This is a genomic window from Marinobacter flavimaris (assembly GCF_045057155.1).
Classification (GTDB): domain Bacteria; phylum Pseudomonadota; class Gammaproteobacteria; order Pseudomonadales; family Oleiphilaceae; genus Marinobacter; species Marinobacter manganoxydans.
Map to the genome: position 1 here is coordinate 3,437,728 of NZ_CP171359.1, position 18,783 is coordinate 3,456,510.

Consider the following 18,783-nt stretch of genomic DNA (forward strand, 5'->3'; position numbering starts at 1 on the left):
CGATGCAAACTGTCACATAATCGAACGTATATGTGACAGGTACAAGATGCTGATTGGCTACATGCGAGTATCGAAGGCGGATGGCTCCCAGGCGACGGACTTGCAGCGCGATGCGCTGGTCGCGGCCGGTGTTGATCCGGCGCATCTCTATGAAGACCAAGCGTCCGGAAAACGCGAGGATCGTCCCGGTCTGGCGAGCTGTCTGAAGGCACTACGGCCAGGCGACACGTTGGTCGTTTGGAAACTGGATCGGCTCGGGCGCGACCTGCGCCATCTGATCAATACCGTCCTTGACCTGACCGGACGCGGCATCGGCCTCAAGGTGCTGACCGGGCACGGCGCGGCCATTGACACCACGACCGCCGCCGGCAAGCTGGTCTTCGGTATCTTCGCCGCGCTGGCCGAGTTCGAGCGCGAGTTGATCGCCGAGCGCACCGTGGCGGGCCTGGCCTCAGCACGGGCACGCGGCCGGAAAGGCGGCCGGCCGTTCAAGATGACCGCCGCCAAGCTGCGGCTGGCGATGGCGGCAATGGGGCAGTCAGAGACCAAGGTCGGCGACCTGTGCCAGGAACTTGGCATCACGCGGCAGACCCTGTATCGGCATATTTCACCCAAGGGCGAGCTACGTCCAGATGGCGAGAAGCTACTCAGCCGAATTTGATGCCGACATGAGGCGACGTAGCGAAAGCGTGGTTTGTCTCAATTTGACGGCGGCGAACCGCAAGCGTTCGGTTCGCCGCTCGTTTCGGTCGCAGTGCTGGCCCGCGCCTGGAAACGTTGATAACACTCCAGCCCGCAGAAGTGCTCGACGTACTCCGCGCCTTCCGGTGTGAAGGCGGCATCGAGCGGAATTTCCTTGCAGCACACGCAGCAACTGGTGGCGGTCGGATCATTTGCATTCATGGTGGCACCCCTCCATTGACTGACGAAGACGGCGAATGCCGCCGCCGGCATCGGCTTTGCGAACAGAAAGCCTTGCCCGCGCTCGAACGCTTGGGCCCTCCGCCGTAGTCCATCCATCCGGCCGGGAAGCGCTCATGATCTTTCCCTGAATGCCCGCAACGCCCGCGCCAGTGACAGAAGAAACAGGCCGGTCAAACCGAGCGCCGTGATGACCCAATACTCGACAAGGAATGCACCGGCGGTTGTGCCGGCCAGCACGGCAGCGAGGATGGACAGGTGGCAGGGGCAAGTCAGCACGGCCAGCGTGCCCCACAGGTAGCCGGTGAACGGTTTGTGCGTCTCGGCCGGCATGCGCTCGGGGCTGTTCATGGCAAACTCTCCGCATGCTGTGCCGGCGCGGTCGGCATGGCGGCCAACTGCACTTCCAGATTGGCCAACGCTTCGCGCCGGCGTTCGACGAACTGACGCAGCACAGCAAGCTGCGCGGCAGTTTCATCGCAGTTCGCCGCATCCAGCGCCCGGCACAGCCGCGCCAATGCGCCGAGGCCGATGCCCGCCTCGAAGGCGGCCCGCACGAAGCACAGTCGCTGCAAGGCGGCGTCATCGAACAGGCCGTAGCCACCCGTGGTGCAGGCGACTGGCCGCAGCAATCCGCGCAGCAGGTAGTCGCGCACGATATGCACGCTCACCCCGGCATCAAGGGCCAGCCGGGACACCGTGTAGGCGTTCATCGAACACCTCCTTTTGGTCGGTTCACGGCAATGCATATACCGTTTCGCCGAGTTCAATCCGCGCGCTGCGAATCCGATGCCGGTGCCGTAGAACATTGGGTCGATATCCGATCACGGTGTCCTAGATGACATGGTCTGCAACAGATGTCGATTAAACTCCTGGCCCAAGCCGAAAGCCTCGTGGACACTGACGATCGCCAATCCTTCCAATCCTTGATGCTTGGAGGCCCAGTCTTCCGCCGTCGGGACAGATGCAAAGAAATGGACGTGGCAACAGAATGACCGACGAATGTCCGCTGTTTCCTGCGGCAGTACCAACGACACTGCGGCGTCGGTCGGTGCGATATCCCGGATTTCGTTCGGCGAAACCGTGAGGGAAACTGGCGCCCCGGTTGCAGCGCAATGCGACGTCACGCGCGCCGTCTGGCCGATGAGGGCCGGAAACATCAGAGTGTCCAGTGCGCACCAAGCGTATAGACGGCGGCCGTCAATCTCAAAGATATGCGAAGTCTCGCGCAAGGTGAGGCCGTAGCCGATGATGTTCCCATCTTTGTCATATTCGGTACTGGTGGCCTGTTCGAGTACGGCGGCCACTCGCTCAGCGGGCCAGTCGAGAATCCCGGCAAGTGTCGTTCGTGAAACCGGACGCCCCTTGGCGAGTTCCCGCAGTAGCGGGACCAAGAGATCCGCAGTACCATTGGTACGATTGACCGAAGTGAGACGTTCTAAAATATATGGGGCGAGCTTCATGATTCCATCTCCTTTTTGAATTGGATAGCGTAACCTTACTTCCGTACTCATGTACGGAGTCAAGCGATATGGAAAATAATTTGGAGAACCTGACCATTGGCGTTTTTGCCAAGGCAGCCGGCGTCAACGTGGAGACCATCCGGTTCTATCAGCGCAAGGGCTTGTTGCCCGAGCCGGACAAGCCCTATGGCAGCATTCGCCGCTATGGCGCGGCGGACGTGACACGGGTGCGATTCGTGAAATCGGCCCAGCGGTTGGGCTTCAGCCTGGATGAAATCGCCGAGTTGCTGCGGCTCGACGATGGCACCCACTGCGAGGAGGCCAGCAGCCTGGCCGAGCACAAGCTCCAAGACGTGCGCGAGAAGATGGCCGATTTGGCGCGCATGGAGGCTGTGCTGTCTGACCTGGTGTGCGCCTGCCATTCGCGGCAGGGGAATGTTTCGTGTCCGCTGATTGCGTCGTTGCAAGGTGGAACGAGCTTGGCAGGGGCTTCCACAGCTTAGCGTGCTTTATTTTCCGTTTTCTGAGGTGCCCCCTACCAGCAACGCACCGCCGAAGACCGGCAGCAGGAGCGCGAGCAATTCCAGATGGTTAACCGGGGCCTGAAAGACCAGATTCAAGACCTGCAAAACCGGCTCATCCAAGCCGAGTCAAGAGCGTCCGAGCTGATAGACACTAATGCGCAATTACAACGACAAACGCATGAGCTCGAACAGGCCAATGCGATGCACAAAAGCACCTTGGATAGGCAAGTGGCCGATATCCAGAACTTGGAGCATCAACTTAACGACGCCTCGGCAAAAAACCGGGAGCGGAAGCATGAAAGCAAACAATTGGCGGATAATATTGCCGCACTCGCAAGCCAGAAAGCAGATGCCGATAAGCAGGTGGCCGTACTATCCCAAGCATTAGAGGTCACCAAAACGGATCTGAAAGCCTCTCAGAATAGAGCGGAAGTTCTGTCCGATGAGAACAAGTTGATTCTTCAGGAAAAAGCGGTGATTCAGGGGCAGTTTAAGCAGCTTCAGGAGTCACTGTCGCGATAAAGGCTTTAGTCAAACATTCATCGAAAAAGCTATATTAATCAATATATTATATACGAAGTGGCTAATTCCAACGCTTTTACCGGCCGGACCTCAAGTAGCTGCACCGGCCGCCATTTCATTCAAAGAGGCCTCGACGACAGTCAAAACTGTTCGACGCACGTCGATCTTCCATCGCACGCGCTCGACGCATCGGTCCAGGCTTTCGCTATCGTCTGCGTCCAATGCTTTGCAAAGTCGCGCCAGTTCGTCGAGCCCAATTCCGGACTCGAAGGCTGCGCGGAGAAACCGCAGCCTTCCGAGTGTTTTGTCATCGAAAATGTTATAGCCACTTTCGGTTCGCCGAGCAGGGTGCAACAAGCCGCGTATCATGTAGTCGCGCACGACATGCACGCTGACGCAAGCATCATCAGCCAGCTTCGATATCGAGTACGCATTCATACTGGGCTTTCCTCGCAGTCCTCTAGCAGCTTAAGCGCGACATCATGACCAAGGTCGAACGCACTCTCGACAGGCACGACCTCAATCCCTTGGTGGGTCGAAGCCCACGAATTTGCAATAGACGGAGACGCAAAGAAATGCACATGACAGCAAAACGAACAACGAATGTCGGGCGAAGTATCCGGAGTTCGCAGTGAAACCATTGCTTCTGCCGGTTCGACATGAAGCACTGCTTCTGGTGCAACGGTGAGAGTGATCGGCCTACCGGTGGCGGCGCAGCGGGAAGTGACACGGGCAATCTTGCCGGTCAAGGCGGGAAACATCAAGGTGTCCAGCGCACACCATGTGTACAAATGACGGCCATCCACCTCAAAAACGTGAGAGGTTTCACGTAGTGTCAGCCCCAGTCCAATGATATTGGCCTCGTCGTCATATTCCGTACCAGGTGCCTGCTCAAGTACCGTTGCAACTCTCGCTCCAGACCATCCGAGTGCGCCGGCGAGCTTTTCGCGTGATACAGGTCCCCCCATCGCTAGCTGTCGGAGCAGCGCGACAAAGAGCGTTGCGAACTCTTTAGGATGATTGCCAGATGAAAGGCTTTCGGCAATCTTTTTGGAATAAATAGTCTTGTCCATTTTCCACCTGTTATATCGGGCAGCGATCAACCGGGATAAACCTTACTCGGCGGTTACGTCCTGCGCTTAACAAAGACGAATTACTTTGTGCCTTGCCGGCGTTGCCATTCCTCGGCCAGCAGCTGGGCTTGCTGTAACTGTTCGGGCTTCATTTGAGCTGCATAGTCTGCAACGACTTTTGCTGCTGTCGGTTCTCCCGACGCTGCGGCCAGACTCATCCACTGGTATGCCTGCACCTGGTCGGGCGCGATGTCGGTAAGACCCTTTGCAAACAGCTGGGCCAGCCTGACTTGAGCCTGCGTGTGTCCCTGCTCGGCAGCGAGGCGGTACCACTTGAAAGCCTCTGCATCGTTGGCAGGAGCCGCACGCCCATTCTTATACATACCGTCGACTTCACTTCCGTAGAGGCGCCCGAGGTTGAACTGTGCATCGGCTTCACCCTGCTCGGCCGCCCTGCGGAACCACTGGATCGATGCCGCGTGGTTTTGCTTTACGCCCATACCGCATTTGTACGCAAGACCCATGATGTTCTGAGCCATGGCATCGCCAGCCCTGGCCTTCTTTTCCCAATCACTGACGGTCTCTGGCGACAATGTTTCAATCGCGGCGCCGAGCTTAGAAAAATCATAAGCCGCCAACGCTTGGTTTGGCATGCCTAACGTTGCGGTACTTGCCAGTACGATCGTCAAGCACGCGCGTACACGGCGTAATTTAAGTCTGATGTCACAAAACATAAAAACTCCTCTGTCCCTGTTTTGGTGCCCAAGGTTTAGCCGGCACAGCACGATAGCTGTGTCACATCCTTCGAAAAAGTCTGTGCCACCAGTTTGAGACCTTCAACCATGGTGAGGTAAGGGAAAAGCTGGTTAGCCAGATCCTGGACGGTCATGCGGGCCCGGATGGCAATCGCGGCAGTCTGGATGATTTCGCCTGCTTCCGGTGTCACAGCCTGGACTCCGAGAATGCGTCCGGACCCTGCCTCAGCAACAAGCTTGATAAAGCCGCGGGTATCGAAGTTGGCGAGTGCACGCGGCACATTGTCGAGCGTGAGCGTACGGCTTTCGGTTTGCAGACCAATGCGCTGGGCCTCTGCTTCACTGTAGCCTACCGTGGCAACTTGCGGATCGGTGAACACGACTGCCGGCATGGCGTCGAGATCGAGCTTTACGTCGCCGCCGGTCATATTAATGCCAGCCCGGGTACCAGCCGCGGCTGCAACGTAGACGTACTGAGGCTGGTCAGTGCAGTCGCCAGCTGCGTAAATGTTCGAAGCACTCGTGCGCATGCCTTGATCGATCAGGATGCGATGTTGCGAGTCAAACGTCACACCTGCGCGCTCGAGATTCAGGCTTGCGGTATTTGGCGTGCGGCCGGTGGCAACAAGCAATTGATCCACCTTTAACTCGCCCTGCGCGGTCGTCAGGATGAATTGGCGGTCGCAATAGGTCACGGCACTCGCCTGCGTCTGTGTCAGCACCGTGATGCCTTCCGCACGGAAAGCTGCAGTCACGGCCTCGCCAATGGCAGGGTCGTCACTGGCAAACAAGGTGCGCCGGGCCAGGACCGTCACCTCGCTGCCCAAGCGCGCAAACGCTTGTGCCAGTTCCAGTGCTACGACCGAGGCGCCAATTACTGCCAGCCGTTTAGGAATGGCTTCGCTAACCAGGGCTTCGGTGGACGTCCAATATGGCGTTCCTGCAAGACCAGGCAACGGCGGGATGGCAGCGCTTGCACCAGTGGCAATGAGACAGCGATCGAAGGCCACTTCGCGAGTGTCACCTTCTGCCGCTTCCACGATAAGCGTTTGGCCATCCTTGAATCGGGCGCTGCCTCGCACCAGATTGATCGACGGATTGCTTTCGAGGATGCTTTCATATTTAGCATGACGCAGCTCGTCCACACGGGCCTGCTGTTGCGCCAGCAGACGGTCACGCAGGACAACTGGGGGCGTTGCCGACAGTCCCACGTCAAAAGGACTTTCGCGTCGCAGATGAGCGATATGCGCTGCCCGAATCATGATCTTAGAAGGGACGCAGCCCACGTTGACGCAGGTGCCGCCGATAGTTCCCCGCTCGATCAGGGTGACACGGGCACCGTTTTCAGCTGCCTTCAGCGCTGCTGCCACAGCGGCGCCGCCAGTACCGATGATCGCCACATGCAGCTGACCTGCCGGTTTCTCCACCGCGCGCTCGCCGCTCAGCCACTGGGCGGCTTTGCCAAGGAGTCCTGGCTGTTCAACACTGCGCTCTTTGCTTTCAAATTCGTCTGTAGGCGTAGCACCGTAACCAAGGGCGCCCACTGCTGCTACGAGCGCGGACACGTCAAGCCTATTGCCTGTGACTTGCGCCTTGTTCGATGGATAATCGACAGCCGCTCGCGTTACGCCGGGGACCGCCAGCAGCGCGTCCTCAACGTGCCTTGTACAACTTGGGCAAGTCATTCCCGCCACGCTCAAACCAACTTCGTTTAACTCTTGCATTCCGCTCTCTCTTTTATCCGTTGTGCCCAAGCCAACTAGTACGACGCCTCGGTCACTGAATCGGTTGTGCGCTTCAGGGAACAGGCTCCGTGGGTCGCTTACAGGCTGCTCACGCGATGACGACCGGCAGAATCGCCTGAGCGGCATCTCTGCCGTGGTTCTAGCGATGCTGCCGTTATTTGTTGCCTTACTTCTTCAGCTCAGATGGGTAGCCTACATCCGTCGTCGCCTTGCTAAGCGCCTGGACGTTGGTCTTCGCATCGTCAAACGTTACGACGGCAAGCTTGGTTGAGAAGTCGACCTCGGTCTTGCTAACACCGTCGACCTTGCTCAAGGCCTTTTTAATGGTGATAGGACAAGTCGCGCAGGTCATGCCAGGAACGGCCAAGGTGACCGTCTGCGTGGCGGCCCACACCGGGGCAACAGCGGCGGCGAGGGCAAGGGAGGCAAACAGTTTCTTCATGATGAACTCCTGGTTAATAGAAAAATGGAACGACATAGGGAAATCCAAGCGCGACCAGGACCAGCACGGCCACGATCCAGAAAATCAGCTTGTAGGTGGCGCGCACCTGCGGAATCGCGCAGACCTCACCTGGCTTGCATGCCTGCACGGGCCGGTAAATCCGCTTCCAGGCGAAGAACAGCGCCACTAGCGCCGCGCCGATGAACAACGGTCGATAGGGTTCCAGCACCGTCAGGTTGCCGATCCAAGCACCGGAGAAGCCCAGGGCGACCAGTACTAGCGGCCCCAGGCAGCAGGTCGATGCAAGAATGGCGGCCAGCCCGCCGGCGAAGAGCGCACCGCGCCCGTTTTGTGGTTCAGACATACGTTGGCCCTTTTGAATTTGGATTGGATAGCGTAACCTTACTTCCGTACTCATGTACGGAGTCAAGCGATATGGAAAATAATTTGGAAAACCTGACCATTGGCGTTTTTGCCAAGGCGGCCGGGGTCAACGTGGAGACAATCCGCTTCTATCAGCGCAAGGGCCTGTTGCCGGAACCGGACAAGCCTTACGGCAGCATCCGCCGCTATGGGGAGGCGGACGTGGTTCGGGTGAAATTCGTGAAATCGGCACAGCGGCTGGGGTTCAGTCTGGACGAGATTGCCGAGCTGTTGCGGCTCGACGATGGCACCCACTGCGAGGAGGCCAGCAGCCTGGCCGAGCACAAGCTCCAAGACGTGCGCGAGAAGATGGCCGATTTGGCGCGCATGGAGGCTGTGCTGTCTGACCTGGTGTGCGCCTGCCATTCGCGGCAGGGGAATGTTTCGTGTCCGCTGATTGCGTCGTTGCAAGGTGGAACGAGCTTGGCAGGGGCTTCCACAGCTTAGCGTGCTTTATTTTCCGTTTTCTGAGACGACCACAGATCAGAAAAGACTGTGCAGCCGACTCTTGATATTCCGTGCAGTCACCTTCTGAAAATGACAAAAGACAACGGATTTGCAGTATATCCCAAGTTAATATACTCGGTTAATATTTCAATGTTAATATACAGCCTAGAATTACGAGTAAATTAACTTTTTTCGAGCGATGACCGGGTAGCTGCGATAACCGCCAACTTTTTTGGCCCGGCGGAAGAACCCCCAAATCTGTAAAGTTTGCCTGGAGAGTGAAAAGCACATGCTGGTTGGTTATGCACGAGTATCGACTGACGATCAAAACCTCAACCTGCAACGAGACGCCCTCGATCAGGCTGGGTGTGAGCAAATCTTCGAGGATCAACTCAGCGGTGCCAAAGCGGAACGCCCAGGGCTACACCAAGCTTTGCAGTACGCTAGAGCGGGTGACACCATAGTGGTCTGGCGACTGGACCGCCTGAGCCGGTCACTCAAAGACCTGATTGAGATGGTGACATTGCTTGAATCCAAGGGAATCGGCTTGAAGAGCCTCCAAGAAGCCATCGACACCTCATCCAGCTCCGGAAAGCTAATTTTCCATATATTCGGAGCGCTGGCCGAATTTGAACGGAACCTGATCCGTGAGCGCACACAGGCGGGACTCCAGGCAGCGCGAGCGCGAGGACGAAAAGGCGGTAGACCTAAGTCGCTCAACAAAGATAAGCAGGCCTTGGCCGTGAAGCTTTACGATGAAAAGAAACACACCGTGGATCAGATCTGCGAAATGATGGGGATTTCAAAGCCCACACTCTACAAATACATCGAAGCTGCTAAAAGTTGATGGTGGAAGAACCCTCGAAAGTGACGAGTAATCAATATGTGGATTAATTGCAAAGAAGAAATGCCGGAGGATATGGAGGTTGTCATTGCCTTGTATCTGGGGCACTGGCCAGGACGTGGTAACAGCGGCATTGCGGATGTTTACGCTGCGGATGGCGAATGGTTCAACATTCCTGAGGGTGTTGCCATCATTGGGTGGATGCCGGTACCGGACACTGGGCATTTACCTATTGCTGAGCACTATGCTGGCTCAACAGTCGCGTCCAGGCCAGGCAATCTCCTTGGAAGTATCGAAACCGAAGTTCCTTCGATTTTCGAATGCATATTTGAAGGGGATTATTCAGAGGTAAAACGACCAGAGTGATTTTGCACAGGAATTTACGGTTTGAGGTGGATCCGCGAGGGCGAAACCGTAAGTTTCTGTTCAAATGCCCCCGCTAGGGGTCTGCGCGGCAGAAGTATTTTGAGCAAGTGACCCCGCCGCGTCGAATCACAGTTCGGCCCGAGAACGTATCCACAATATCCAGCCGAATAGAGTCTCGATTCTCTCTATTCAGTCAGTCAAGACGGTTATCAGCGAATGCGTTATCGTAGTCCGATCACTCAGTACGCCCAAGGATCCCTCGGACCCTCTATTTCAGCCTCATCAGTGAACTCATCCGCCTGAGATTAAGCGACAGACAGACCAGATCCCATTCACCCTGCACGGCGTGAAGGCCCCGCAGACTGAACTGTCGGAAGCCCAGAACATGCTTGATCCAGCCGTTGACCGCCTCAACCAGATGCTTGCGCTGAGCGTAAACCGATCGCCCGGTTGCCGTGGCCAGCTTCCCGGCCATCCGGGCGCTGGCCGGATAACGGCTCGCGTCTATCTCTGAACTCTTCTTGCCCTCCCGGCGCAGCGAGACATAGCCGTCGATGCTTTTGTCTTCCAGGGTCTGTAGATCTTCTTCTTTACGGTAACCCGCGTCAGCCAGACACTGATCCGGATAGGTTTCCAGAGTGTCTTTTGCCTGATCCAGCAGTGGTATCAGACAGCCATTGTCACTGGGATTATTGCCCAGGTGGTTGGCGACAATCAGCTGGAATTCACCATCCACGGCCAACTGGCCGTTGTAGCATTGCTGGAACCCGTCCGCCGTTTTCATAATCCGGCTTTGCGGATCGGTAAAATTGCTCTGATCCTTGTCATCCGGAACCCCATAATCCCGCTTGAAGTTCGGGCCCCCGCGAGGTGAGCGCCGATCATCGTCCGGGGACCGACCCCGGGCCTTGTCCCGCTCTTTCTGGTCTGCTTCCAATTTCTCTTTGGCGGCACGAATCTTGTCCAGCCGCGCCTGCCGGTACTGAAGCTCTTCAGGCAGTTCATCACCCCGGTTATCCGGGCCGAACTGTCGGTCTTCCGACTGGTCTGTCTGACGCGCCTGACGACAAAGTGCATCGATCTCTTTCGATAAACGATCGTCTTCCTCGCCCATGCGGCCATAGCTCATGGCCTTGTGCTTGCTGGCATTAGCCCGAACCTTGGTGCCATCAATCGCCAGTGTTCCCAGCGTGATCAGCTCCGCTTCCCGGGCAATCCGGACCACCTGAATAAACACGGCCTTGAAGGCAACCAAATGGTGTTTGCGGAAATCACAGATCGTGCGATGCCTGGGGAAGTTGCCTGCCGCCAGAACCCGGAAGGCCACGTCTTCTTCCAGCTTCCGGGCGATCTTGCGTGAAGAGAAAACGCCGGTGGCGTAGGCGTAGATCAGAACCTTCAGCATCATTCGTGGATCGAAGGGCGAGTTGCGTCGGCCGTTGCCTTCGTAGCGGGCATAAAACGCGCTTAAATCCAGCTCCTCGACGACATCACTGACAAAATAGGCCAGATGCCCCTCAGGCAGCCACTCGTTCAGGCTCGGGGGAAGAAGCAGTTCCTGGCCAGGCGAATACGGGCGGAAAGTGGTTCCCATCAGTCATCCTGTTGCTGAAGAATTTTGATCTATTGTGCCAGAATGTAGCTTCTGCCGCGCAGACTCCTAGGTGGAGGCAATGAAACCCGCAATGCCCGTCAACACGATTTCAGCCGCCATAGCAGAGAGGATCAGACCGCTGATCTTGGACATGATGTTCAGGCCGGTCTTGCCCAGCACCTTCTCCAGGTAGCCGGACAGGTGCAGCAGCACCGCGAGGATCAGCAGGCTGGATACCAATCCCAGGAGTCCGCCTGCCACTTCGGATACCCGGTTAAGCTCGGCGCCATACACCATGATTGCACCAATGGTGGCCGGGCCAATCATCACCGGAATAGCCAGTGGCACAACGGCAATGTCATCACGGTCCTCATCAGGCAGCCCGGTGGCGTGATTCCGGGTACCACTGGTCACCAGGCTGATGGCGGTCAGAAACAGCAGGCAACCGGCACCGATCCGGAACGAATTCAGGGTAATGCCGATGGCGCTGAACAACAGCGGGCCGGCAAAGAACAGAATCACGCCCATCAGAAAGGCCGAAACGCAGGCACGGCGGATGATCGATGTTTTCTCGGTTGCTGGAAGGCCCCTGGTCAGCGCCAGGAACATGGTCACTACGAAAAAAGGCGCCAGCAGGAACAGGAAGCGAATGGTGCTGCTGATGTAAGTCGAGAAAAACGTTTCAATCATTCCGTGTCGTCCGGGTGCCATCGAAAGCCCGCAAGCATAGCTTGCTACGCGGCACTCCGCCGTAAGGAAGTGAACGTATGGATAAGCTCAACCACAACCGGACGGGTGGATTCGGTTAAGTCGATAGTTCTTCCAGATAGGTTTCGCCGTCGCCGTACAGGGAGGCGAACTCCTCCTCGGGCACCACGGTCACGGCAATCTCCGGTTCATGTCCACCACCCCCCAGCAGGACGCCCCGCATCGGGGTGATATCGGAAAAGTCCCTGCCCCAGCCGAGGGTAATGTGTTCCAGGTCCGGCCTCAGGGCATTGGTAGGATCCAGCTCCAGCCAGCCGAAATCCGGCACGAACACAGCCACCCACGCATGGGTAGCATCGGCTCCAACAAGGCGCTCCTTGCCCTCGGGCGGATGGGTCAGGATATACCCGCTCATGTAACGTGCGGCCAGGCCCAACGAGCGAAGACAGGCAATCATGATGTGGGAGAAATCCTGGCAAACCCCTCGACGGGCCTTGAACGCCTGTTCGACCGGAGTGAAGGTTTCCGTCGCCGTTGCATCGAAACTGAAATCGCGATGAATCATCCGCATCAGGGCATCGGCCGCCTCTACCAGCGCGCGCCCCGGAAGGAACGCCTCCCGGGCATAGGCGGCGTACTGGGAATCAATGGGCACATTGGTGGAGACAAACCGGAACGCCGTGGCCTGAAGATGGTCCGCCGGGAACTTCCTGTCGGCACGGTACCGCAGGCTATCGCGGACGGTTTCCCAGGGAACTTTTGCCGCGGCTGCCGAGGGTTTCGGACGCTCACGAAGCTCCACCCAGAATTCGCTGATGATCCGTAAGTACTCATGTTCCGCGGTAAAATCAATCTTGGTAATCCGATTGCCGAAACTGTCCAGGAACGAGCTTCGCACCGGGGGTTCCGGTGCAATCGCCAGATGATGTTCCAGATTCCGCTGCCAGGGCAGGGCCCGCGGTGTCAGTCTCAGCAAATGGTGGGACTCCCCCACCACCTGATCGTACTGGTAGAGGGTCTCATGACGCACATGGTAACGGACAAATGTCATGACAGGTGCCTCAATCCGGGTTCACAGACCGGTCGGAATACCGGGTGTGAATAAAACACTGCCGCTGGATTTCATCAGACACACGATAGGCCTCCGACCGGATGTCACACAATAGCTCCGCCAGGGCTTCACAGGCTTTATCCGGGCGTTTGCGCTCAAACGGATGCAAATCAAGCGCTCGCAGCCGCTGCAGCGATTCGTTCAGATCCGGCGGAAACAGCTGACCGGTTTTACGACCCATCTCCGGCAGGTCCTTCTGGAGCTGGCGCAGCTGGAACATCACCGAATGAGGATTGCTTGCGTCTATCACCAGGGTATGGAGTACCCCCAGAAGCTCTGGTGTCCGACGGTATCGGGTGCGGTAGGTGACTTCCGAGTTGGCCACTTCCAGCAGCCACTCTAGCATGGCATGGCGGCTGAACCGGTCGCTGAACAGGGGCACGCAAATCAGCGTACAGAGATTGGCCAGTCGCTCCAGGCGCCGGCCGATCACGAGGAAAACCCAACTGGCATCCCGCGTAATGTCATCCATCGCAAAGCCCGCCAGGGAGATGCAGTCCAGCAACACCAGGTTCAGTGCCCGAATCGACCGGTCCGGCGTAGTTGGCGCCGGGCTCAGGGGCTTACCCACCCGATTGAGCGTGTGCCAGTTGTCGGAAGACAGACGGTCCCGGACCTGGCTGGCATTGAACAGCAACGCCTGGAGAATCGACGCAATTGAACCCGGAAATTGCAGGTCACTCACCGCTCTCAACAAGGCGTCGGGAAGCGGCTCGGGGACCGCATCTTCTTCAGGCTCCGGAAGGGTCCCGAATTGCTCGGCGGCCTGTTGCAGCCCGAGCAGGGCTTCTTCACTGGCCTGGTCGTGGCCCGACAGGCGGTTGAACGCCGCCCGCAATAAACGGGCAGTTCCCTCCGCCCGCTCCGAGTGCCGGCCCATCCAGAACAGGTTTTCTCCCACCCGGGAGGGCGTGTCCCGCTCGCCGTCGAGCAGGTCAGACACCTGCAGCCGTTTCTTGATCAGTGACTTGGAGGGGGCCGTGTAGCGAGCCTGTACCCAGGTGTCCTTCGACAGCCCTCCCCGTTGCATGGAGATGACTTCCACACCCGCATCCATGGCGACCCGGGTCAGCCCACCGGGCATGACCCGCCAGCCGGAGGGCGTGGCCGCCGCAAACAGCCGCAGGCCGATGGACCGGGTGGCCAGCGGCTGCTCCGGATCCCCCTTCCAGACCGGCGCCTGGGAAAGATGGACGAGCTCCTGGCCGACAAAGGCATGGGGATGGGCATGCATCTTCTTGATCAGGGCGTCCCGCTCTGCACCTTTCACCTGGTAACCGAACACCGGCTCCATTCGCATGCTCGCGAAGGCCGGTTTAATGACCAGCTCGTCCAGGTGCTCAATGACATAATCCAGAGCCGGTTTCTCACCACACCACCAGGACGCCACCGACGGCATAGCCAGAGGCGAGCCCAGTAATTTCTTCGAAATCTCCGGCAAAAACCCGAATAACGCCGCACTCTCAAGCACCCCGGAACCCAGGGCATTTGCCATCAGCACCTTGCCTGCCCGCACCGCTCCCAGAAGCCCGGGAATCCCCAGCACGGAATCGGCGCGAAGCTCCAGCGGATCACAGAAGCCATCGTCCAGCCGGCGATAAATGGCGTGTACCCGCCGCAGGCCCTGAAGCGTTTTCAGGTACACCGTGTCATCTCGCACGGTCAGATCCTGGCCCTCGACCAGCGGCAAACCCAGGTAACGGGCCAGGAACACATGTTCGAAATAAGTTTCGTTGAAACGGCCCGGGGTCAGCAGAACGCAAAGCGGTGACTCGGTTCCGGCTGGCGACATGCCCGCCAGGCTGTTCTGGAAACCCTGGAAGAATTCCGAAAGGTTGGTTACCGGCAGGTTGTGGAATGGCGCCGGGAACGCCCGGGAAATCACCAGCCGGTTCTGAAGGGCGTAACCGGCGCCGGAGGGCGCCTGGGTACGGTCTGCCATTACCCACCAACCGCCGTCTGGTGCGCGCGCCAGATCCACGGCATACAGGTGCAGGAACCGGCCCCCGGCAGGCTGAATCCCCTGGCAGGGCCACTGGAAACCCGCCTGCCCGTAGACCAGGGCCGGAGGCATAAGACCTTCTTTTAACAGCGACTGCTCGCCGTATAGATCGGCCAGAACGCTGTCCAGGAGCTCTGCACGCTGGGCGACGGCTTTCGAGAGCCATTGCCATTCATCGGCGCCCAACACCAGCGGCAGCAGATCCACCTCCCAGGGTCGGGTATCGCCGCGGGGGTCTTCATAGACGTTGTAGGTTACGCCATCTTCGGCGATGGCATTGGAAACCGCCTGAGCCCTGAGGTTGAGACCAGCGACAGACTCAAGGTTCAGCTGCTGCAACAACGGACGCCAGTGCGACTTGGGCCCGGAACCCCCGGTGCCAAGCTCATCAAACCGGTCCGGCACCGGATGGTACTGGCGGAGGATGTCAGTAACTGCTTGCTGCTTCGCCACCTTGAATTCAGGCTCCGTTAGTCAGTGAGCTGGAAGCATAGCCGCTTTCTACTCTCCGGAGCCAGCATCAAACCACATGTCCAGGCATCTTATTTGTGATATCGCAGATCCAGGGTAAACGGAAACTCCCGATGCTCCGGAACCGGCCGCAGGGGCTGTTGCCCCGAGCTGTGTCCCATCCGGAAGAAGCGCGCCATGCGGCGGCCTTCCGCTTCGAACGAGTTCACCGGCAAAGTCTCGAAATTCCGGCCACCGGGATGGGTCACGTGATATTCACAGCCGCCCAGGCTGCGTTCATTCCAGGTGTCCACGATATCAAACACCAAAGGCCCATCCACACCAATGGTCGGGTGCATGCACTGGGATGGCTGCCAGGCCCGGTACCGGACGCCGGCGACCGATTCACCCACCATCCCTGTTGGCTGAAGCGGCAGCGGCACCTGATTGCAGGTGATCTGGTAACGATCCGGGGCAGCGCCGCGTACCTTCACCTGCAAGCGCTCCAGGGAAGAATCCACGTAGCGGGCGGTGCCGCCGATCGCGCCGTGTTCCCCGGTCACATGCCAGGGCTCCAGAGCCGAACGCAGCTCAAGGGTTATGCCCTTGACCTTGTAATCGCCGATCCGGGGGAACCGGAACTCGAAATGGGGCGCGAACCACTCGCTCTCGAGCGGGTAACCCTGGGCCTTCATATCGTCGATGACGTCCTCGAAGTCCTGCCAGACATAGTGAGGTAGCAGGAACCGGTCGTGCAGCTCGGTTCCCCAGCGAACCAGCCCGCTGGGTTTGTAGGGCTGTTCCCAGAATCGGGCCACCAACGCCCGCAGCAGCAATTGCTGGGTCAGGCTCATGCGGGCATGGGGTGGCATCTCGAAGGCCCGCAATTCGAGCAGACCATGACGCCCGCCCGGGCCGTCCGGGGAATAGAGCTTGTCGATACAGAACTCGGCCCTGTGGGTATTGCCGGTGACGTCCGTAAGCAGGTCCCGGAGCAAGCGGTCCACCACCCAGGGCGCGACTTTTTTGCCCACAGGGCATAACCGCTCCATCTCCCGGAACGCCAGTTCCATTTCGAACACATGGTCGTTGCGCGCCTCATCAATCCGCGGCGCCTGGGAACTGGGACCAATAAACAGGCCGGAAAACAGATAGGACAGGCTGGGATGGTTATGCCAGTAGCTGATCAGGCTGCGCAGCAGATCCGGGCGCCGCAGGAACGGGGAATCCTCTGCCTTTTGCGAACCCAGCACAAAATGGTTGCCACCACCGGTGCCGGTGTGACGTCCGTCCATCATGAACTTCTCGGAGGTCAGCCGGCACTCGTAGGCGTCCGCGTACAGAGTCTCGGTCTGTTCAACCAGCTCATCCCAGGTTCGCACCGGCTGCACATTCACTTCGATCACCCCGGGGTCCGGCGTGATCCGGAAATGACTCAACCGCGGGTCCGAAGGCGGCTCGTACCCCTCCAACAGGACCGGCTGCTGTAGCTCCGCGGCCGTTTTCTCGATCGCTGACACCAGGGCAAGGTAGGGCTCCAGCTCCTCCAACGGCGGCATGAAGATGCGAAGAATGCCTTCCCGGGGCTCCACACACAGGGCCGTTCGGACAATCTCGGGTGCTGACTTTCCTTTTGCGGGAGGCTCCCGCTCCGGAGACGACTGGCCGGCCTGGCCACTGTTCCATTGCCGGATCTCTTCGCTGCCGGGCAAAGGGCCGCGGGGCGCAAAGGGATCCTGCTCGTGTATCCAGGGGTAATCCGCTTCTTCCACCCAGGGCTGGCTGTCCAGAGGCAGGCGATGGCCCATGGGTGAGCCGCCCGGAATCAGATAACAGCGCTGGCTGCGCAGGAACCAGGGGCCGGTTTCCCATTCGTGTCCCTTTTCGGAGACACGCAGGGGGAGCACGTAGCCCACAGGCTCATCCAGACCCCGGCTGAAAATCTGCTGGAGCTGCTTCCGCTCCAGGGCATTCTCGAGTTTGGCGTCGAAAGGATCGACGTTGACCGGCAGCCGGCGTTCCCGCCACAAGTAATAAAAGGCATCCTCGAACCCTGGGAACAGCTGTTTTCCATCAACACCAAGCTCCTTCGCCAACGCCGACAAAAACCTGTGAGCATCTTCCGGGCTTGCGTTGCCTTCGATGCGTTCATCCGCCAGCCAGCGCTCATCGCGCCATATCGGCTCGCCATCCTTGCGCCAGAAACAGTTCAGGGACCAACGGGGCAGCGGCTCTCCCGGATACCACTTGCCCTGGCCGAAGTGCACCAGCCCGCCAGCACCATACCGGTCCCGCATCCGGTGATAGAGCTCAATGGCCTTCTTGCGCTTGGTGGGGCCCATCGCTTCGGTGTTCCACTCCGGCTCGTCCCGGTCGTGATTCGCCACGAAGGTGGGTTCACCGCCCTGGGTCAGACGCACATCCAGTTCTGTCAGACGCTGGTCCACGTCATGGCCCAGCCCAACGATGCGTTGCCACTGGGCCTCGGTATAGGGTTTGGTCACCCGAGGTGCTTCCCAGATGCGCTGAACGCTCATCTGGTGCTCGAACTCGACCCCGCACTCCTCAACCATGCCGGTAATTGGCGCCGCCGAGGACGGATCCGGGCTGCAGGCCAGCGGGATATGCCCTTCTCCGGCAAACAGGCCGGACGTCGGATCCAGCCCCACCCAACCGGCGCCCGGCAGGAAGACTTCGCACCAGGCGTGCAAATCGGTGAAGTCTTCCTCAGCGCCCGAAGGGCCATCCAGTGCTTTCTGGTCTGCCTTGAGCTGAATCAGGTAGCCGGACACAAAGCGCGCCGCCAGCCCCAGATGCCGGAGCGTCTGCACCAGCAACCAGGTCGAATCCCGACAGGAGCCGGAGCCCTTTTTCAGGGTTTCCTCCGGGGTCTGGACACCCGGCTCCATCCGGATCAGGTAATCAATACGGTCAGCAAGGCTCTGGTTCACACCCACCAGGAAATCCACGCTGGGAGTTTCCTTGCGGTCTATGGTGGCCATCCACTTACGGAATTCCGGTGTTTCCGGTAGTTTCTGTAAATAAGGCGCCAGCTCTGCCGTCTGCCACTCCTCGTATTCAAACGGAATGGTCTCTGCCCGGGGTTCCAGAAAGAAATCGAACGGGTTGATCACGGCCATCTCGGCAACCAGATCCACAGTGATCTTCAGTTCTTCGGTTTTCTCCGGAAACACCAGGCGGGCCAGATAATTGGCCTGGGGGTCCTGTTGCCAGTTCAGGAAATAACCCTCTGGTTCCACCTTCAGCGAGTAGCTGAGGATGCGCGTCCGCCCGTGCGGACACGGACGCAATCGAACTATTTGCGGGCCCAGGCTGATCGGGCGCTCATAGCGATAGTGGGTGGTATGGCTCAGGGCAACGTGAATCGACATG

Annotated in this window: 20 protein-coding genes and 1 pseudogene; 6 read left to right on the forward strand and 15 right to left on the reverse strand. The window is 58.7% G+C overall.

All coding sequences use genetic code 11. The features are described from left to right. Positions 1-46: 46 nt before the first annotated feature. Positions 47-661 (forward strand): recombinase family protein, encoded by a 615-nt coding sequence (locus ACGK9W_RS16115; RefSeq protein ID WP_102642956.1) that lies wholly within the window; start codon positions 47-49, stop codon positions 659-661. Between the two features lie 38 nt (positions 662-699). Here ACGK9W_RS16115 and ACGK9W_RS16120 read toward each other — a convergent pair. The 4 genes and pseudogenes from ACGK9W_RS16120 to merB (ACGK9W_RS16135) all read right to left on the reverse strand — a co-directional run. Beyond that, positions 700-987: pseudogene (locus ACGK9W_RS16120) on the reverse strand (DUF3330 domain-containing protein); the annotation flags it as partial. Between the two features lie 48 nt (positions 988-1,035). Then, entirely contained in the window at positions 1,036-1,272 is a 237-nt protein-coding gene (merE, locus tag ACGK9W_RS16125) for a broad-spectrum mercury transporter MerE (RefSeq protein ID WP_005413392.1), read from the reverse strand. Then, positions 1,269-1,634 carry a mercury resistance co-regulator MerD gene (gene merD, locus ACGK9W_RS16130; RefSeq protein WP_000995361.1) on the reverse strand — a complete coding sequence of 122 codons (366 nt, stop codon included), beginning with the start codon at positions 1,632-1,634 and terminating at the stop codon, positions 1,269-1,271. The genes merE and merD (ACGK9W_RS16130) overlap by 4 nt, the downstream gene beginning before the upstream one ends. Before the next feature lie 111 nt (positions 1,635-1,745). Continuing rightward, positions 1,746-2,384, reverse strand: a complete 639-nt coding sequence (gene merB, locus ACGK9W_RS16135; protein ID WP_405417557.1) for an organomercurial lyase MerB — start codon at positions 2,382-2,384, stop codon at positions 1,746-1,748. 68 nt (positions 2,385-2,452) lie between these two features. Here merB (ACGK9W_RS16135) and ACGK9W_RS16140 point away from each other — a divergent pair, with 68 nt between their 5' ends. Both ACGK9W_RS16140 and ACGK9W_RS16145 read left to right on the forward strand, forming a co-directional pair. Next, positions 2,453-2,887 carry a mercury resistance transcriptional regulator MerR gene (locus ACGK9W_RS16140; protein ID WP_010981353.1) on the forward strand — a complete coding sequence of 145 codons (435 nt, stop codon included), beginning with the start codon at positions 2,453-2,455 and terminating at the stop codon, positions 2,885-2,887. Positions 2,888-2,971: 84 nt separating this feature from the next. After that, positions 2,972-3,430, forward strand: a complete 459-nt coding sequence (locus ACGK9W_RS16145) for a hypothetical protein (protein WP_011405611.1) — start codon at positions 2,972-2,974, stop codon at positions 3,428-3,430. A 90-nt stretch (positions 3,431-3,520) separates the two neighbouring features. On the opposite strand, the gene merD (ACGK9W_RS16150) is transcribed toward ACGK9W_RS16145, so the two are convergent. From merD (ACGK9W_RS16150) to ACGK9W_RS16175, 6 genes are all read right to left on the reverse strand, one after another. Beyond that, on the reverse strand, positions 3,521-3,868 hold the full coding sequence (merD, locus tag ACGK9W_RS16150) for a mercuric resistance transcriptional repressor MerD (RefSeq protein ID WP_021443905.1): 348 nt from the start codon (positions 3,866-3,868) through the stop codon (positions 3,521-3,523). Further along, positions 3,865-4,503: an organomercurial lyase MerB gene (merB, locus tag ACGK9W_RS16155; protein ID WP_011405610.1), complete on the reverse strand. Its 639-nt coding sequence runs from the start codon at positions 4,501-4,503 to the stop codon at positions 3,865-3,867. The genes merD (ACGK9W_RS16150) and merB (ACGK9W_RS16155) overlap by 4 nt, the downstream gene beginning before the upstream one ends. Positions 4,504-4,583: 80 nt before the next feature. Then, on the reverse strand, positions 4,584-5,237 hold the full coding sequence (gene merG / locus ACGK9W_RS16160) for a phenylmercury resistance protein MerG (protein WP_011405609.1): 654 nt from the start codon (positions 5,235-5,237) through the stop codon (positions 4,584-4,586). A gap of 35 nt (positions 5,238-5,272) precedes the next feature. Further along, positions 5,273-6,982, reverse strand: a complete 1,710-nt coding sequence (gene merA, locus ACGK9W_RS16165) for a mercury(II) reductase (RefSeq protein ID WP_011405608.1) — start codon at positions 6,980-6,982, stop codon at positions 5,273-5,275. A gap of 187 nt (positions 6,983-7,169) precedes the next feature. Further along, positions 7,170-7,445 carry a mercury resistance system periplasmic binding protein MerP gene (gene merP / locus ACGK9W_RS16170; RefSeq protein ID WP_011405607.1) on the reverse strand — a complete coding sequence of 92 codons (276 nt, stop codon included), beginning with the start codon at positions 7,443-7,445 and terminating at the stop codon, positions 7,170-7,172. A gap of 13 nt (positions 7,446-7,458) precedes the next feature. Further along, positions 7,459-7,809 carry a mercuric transport protein MerT gene (locus ACGK9W_RS16175; protein ID WP_001294663.1) on the reverse strand — a complete coding sequence of 117 codons (351 nt, stop codon included), beginning with the start codon at positions 7,807-7,809 and terminating at the stop codon, positions 7,459-7,461. Positions 7,810-7,880: 71 nt separating this feature from the next. On the opposite strand from ACGK9W_RS16175, the gene ACGK9W_RS16180 reads away from it, so the two are divergent. From ACGK9W_RS16180 to ACGK9W_RS16190, 3 genes are all read left to right on the forward strand, one after another. Beyond that, a complete protein-coding gene (locus tag ACGK9W_RS16180; RefSeq protein WP_032490487.1) occupies positions 7,881-8,315 on the forward strand; it encodes a mercury resistance transcriptional regulator MerR in 435 nt (144 codons plus the stop codon). A gap of 289 nt (positions 8,316-8,604) precedes the next feature. Further along, entirely contained in the window at positions 8,605-9,162 is a 558-nt protein-coding gene (locus ACGK9W_RS16185; protein ID WP_405417566.1) for a recombinase family protein, read from the forward strand. Positions 9,163-9,198: 36 nt separating this feature from the next. Further along, complete coding sequence (locus tag ACGK9W_RS16190; protein ID WP_405417569.1) at positions 9,199-9,525, forward strand: DUF551 domain-containing protein; 327 nt, start codon at positions 9,199-9,201, stop codon at positions 9,523-9,525. Positions 9,526-9,793: 268 nt separating this feature from the next. Here ACGK9W_RS16190 and ACGK9W_RS16195 read toward each other — a convergent pair whose 3' ends face one another. From ACGK9W_RS16195 to ACGK9W_RS16215, 5 genes are all read right to left on the reverse strand, one after another. Then, the gene (locus ACGK9W_RS16195) at positions 9,794-11,119 is read right to left on the reverse strand and encodes an IS1182 family transposase (protein ID WP_053112091.1); all 1,326 of its coding nucleotides are present in this window, start codon (positions 11,117-11,119) and stop codon (positions 9,794-9,796) included. Between the two features lie 66 nt (positions 11,120-11,185). After that, complete coding sequence (locus tag ACGK9W_RS16200) at positions 11,186-11,809, reverse strand: MarC family protein (protein WP_008172684.1); 624 nt, start codon at positions 11,807-11,809, stop codon at positions 11,186-11,188. A 115-nt stretch (positions 11,810-11,924) separates the two neighbouring features. Further along, entirely contained in the window at positions 11,925-12,878 is a 954-nt protein-coding gene (locus tag ACGK9W_RS16205; protein ID WP_053113307.1) for a transglutaminase family protein, read from the reverse strand. Positions 12,879-12,888: 10 nt separating this feature from the next. Further along, complete coding sequence (locus tag ACGK9W_RS16210; RefSeq protein ID WP_053113308.1) at positions 12,889-15,393, reverse strand: circularly permuted type 2 ATP-grasp protein; 2,505 nt, start codon at positions 15,391-15,393, stop codon at positions 12,889-12,891. A gap of 89 nt (positions 15,394-15,482) precedes the next feature. After that, the gene (locus ACGK9W_RS16215) at positions 15,483-18,782 is read right to left on the reverse strand and encodes a DUF2126 domain-containing protein (protein WP_405417574.1); all 3,300 of its coding nucleotides are present in this window, start codon (positions 18,780-18,782) and stop codon (positions 15,483-15,485) included. Between the last annotated feature and the right edge of the window lies 1 nt (position 18,783).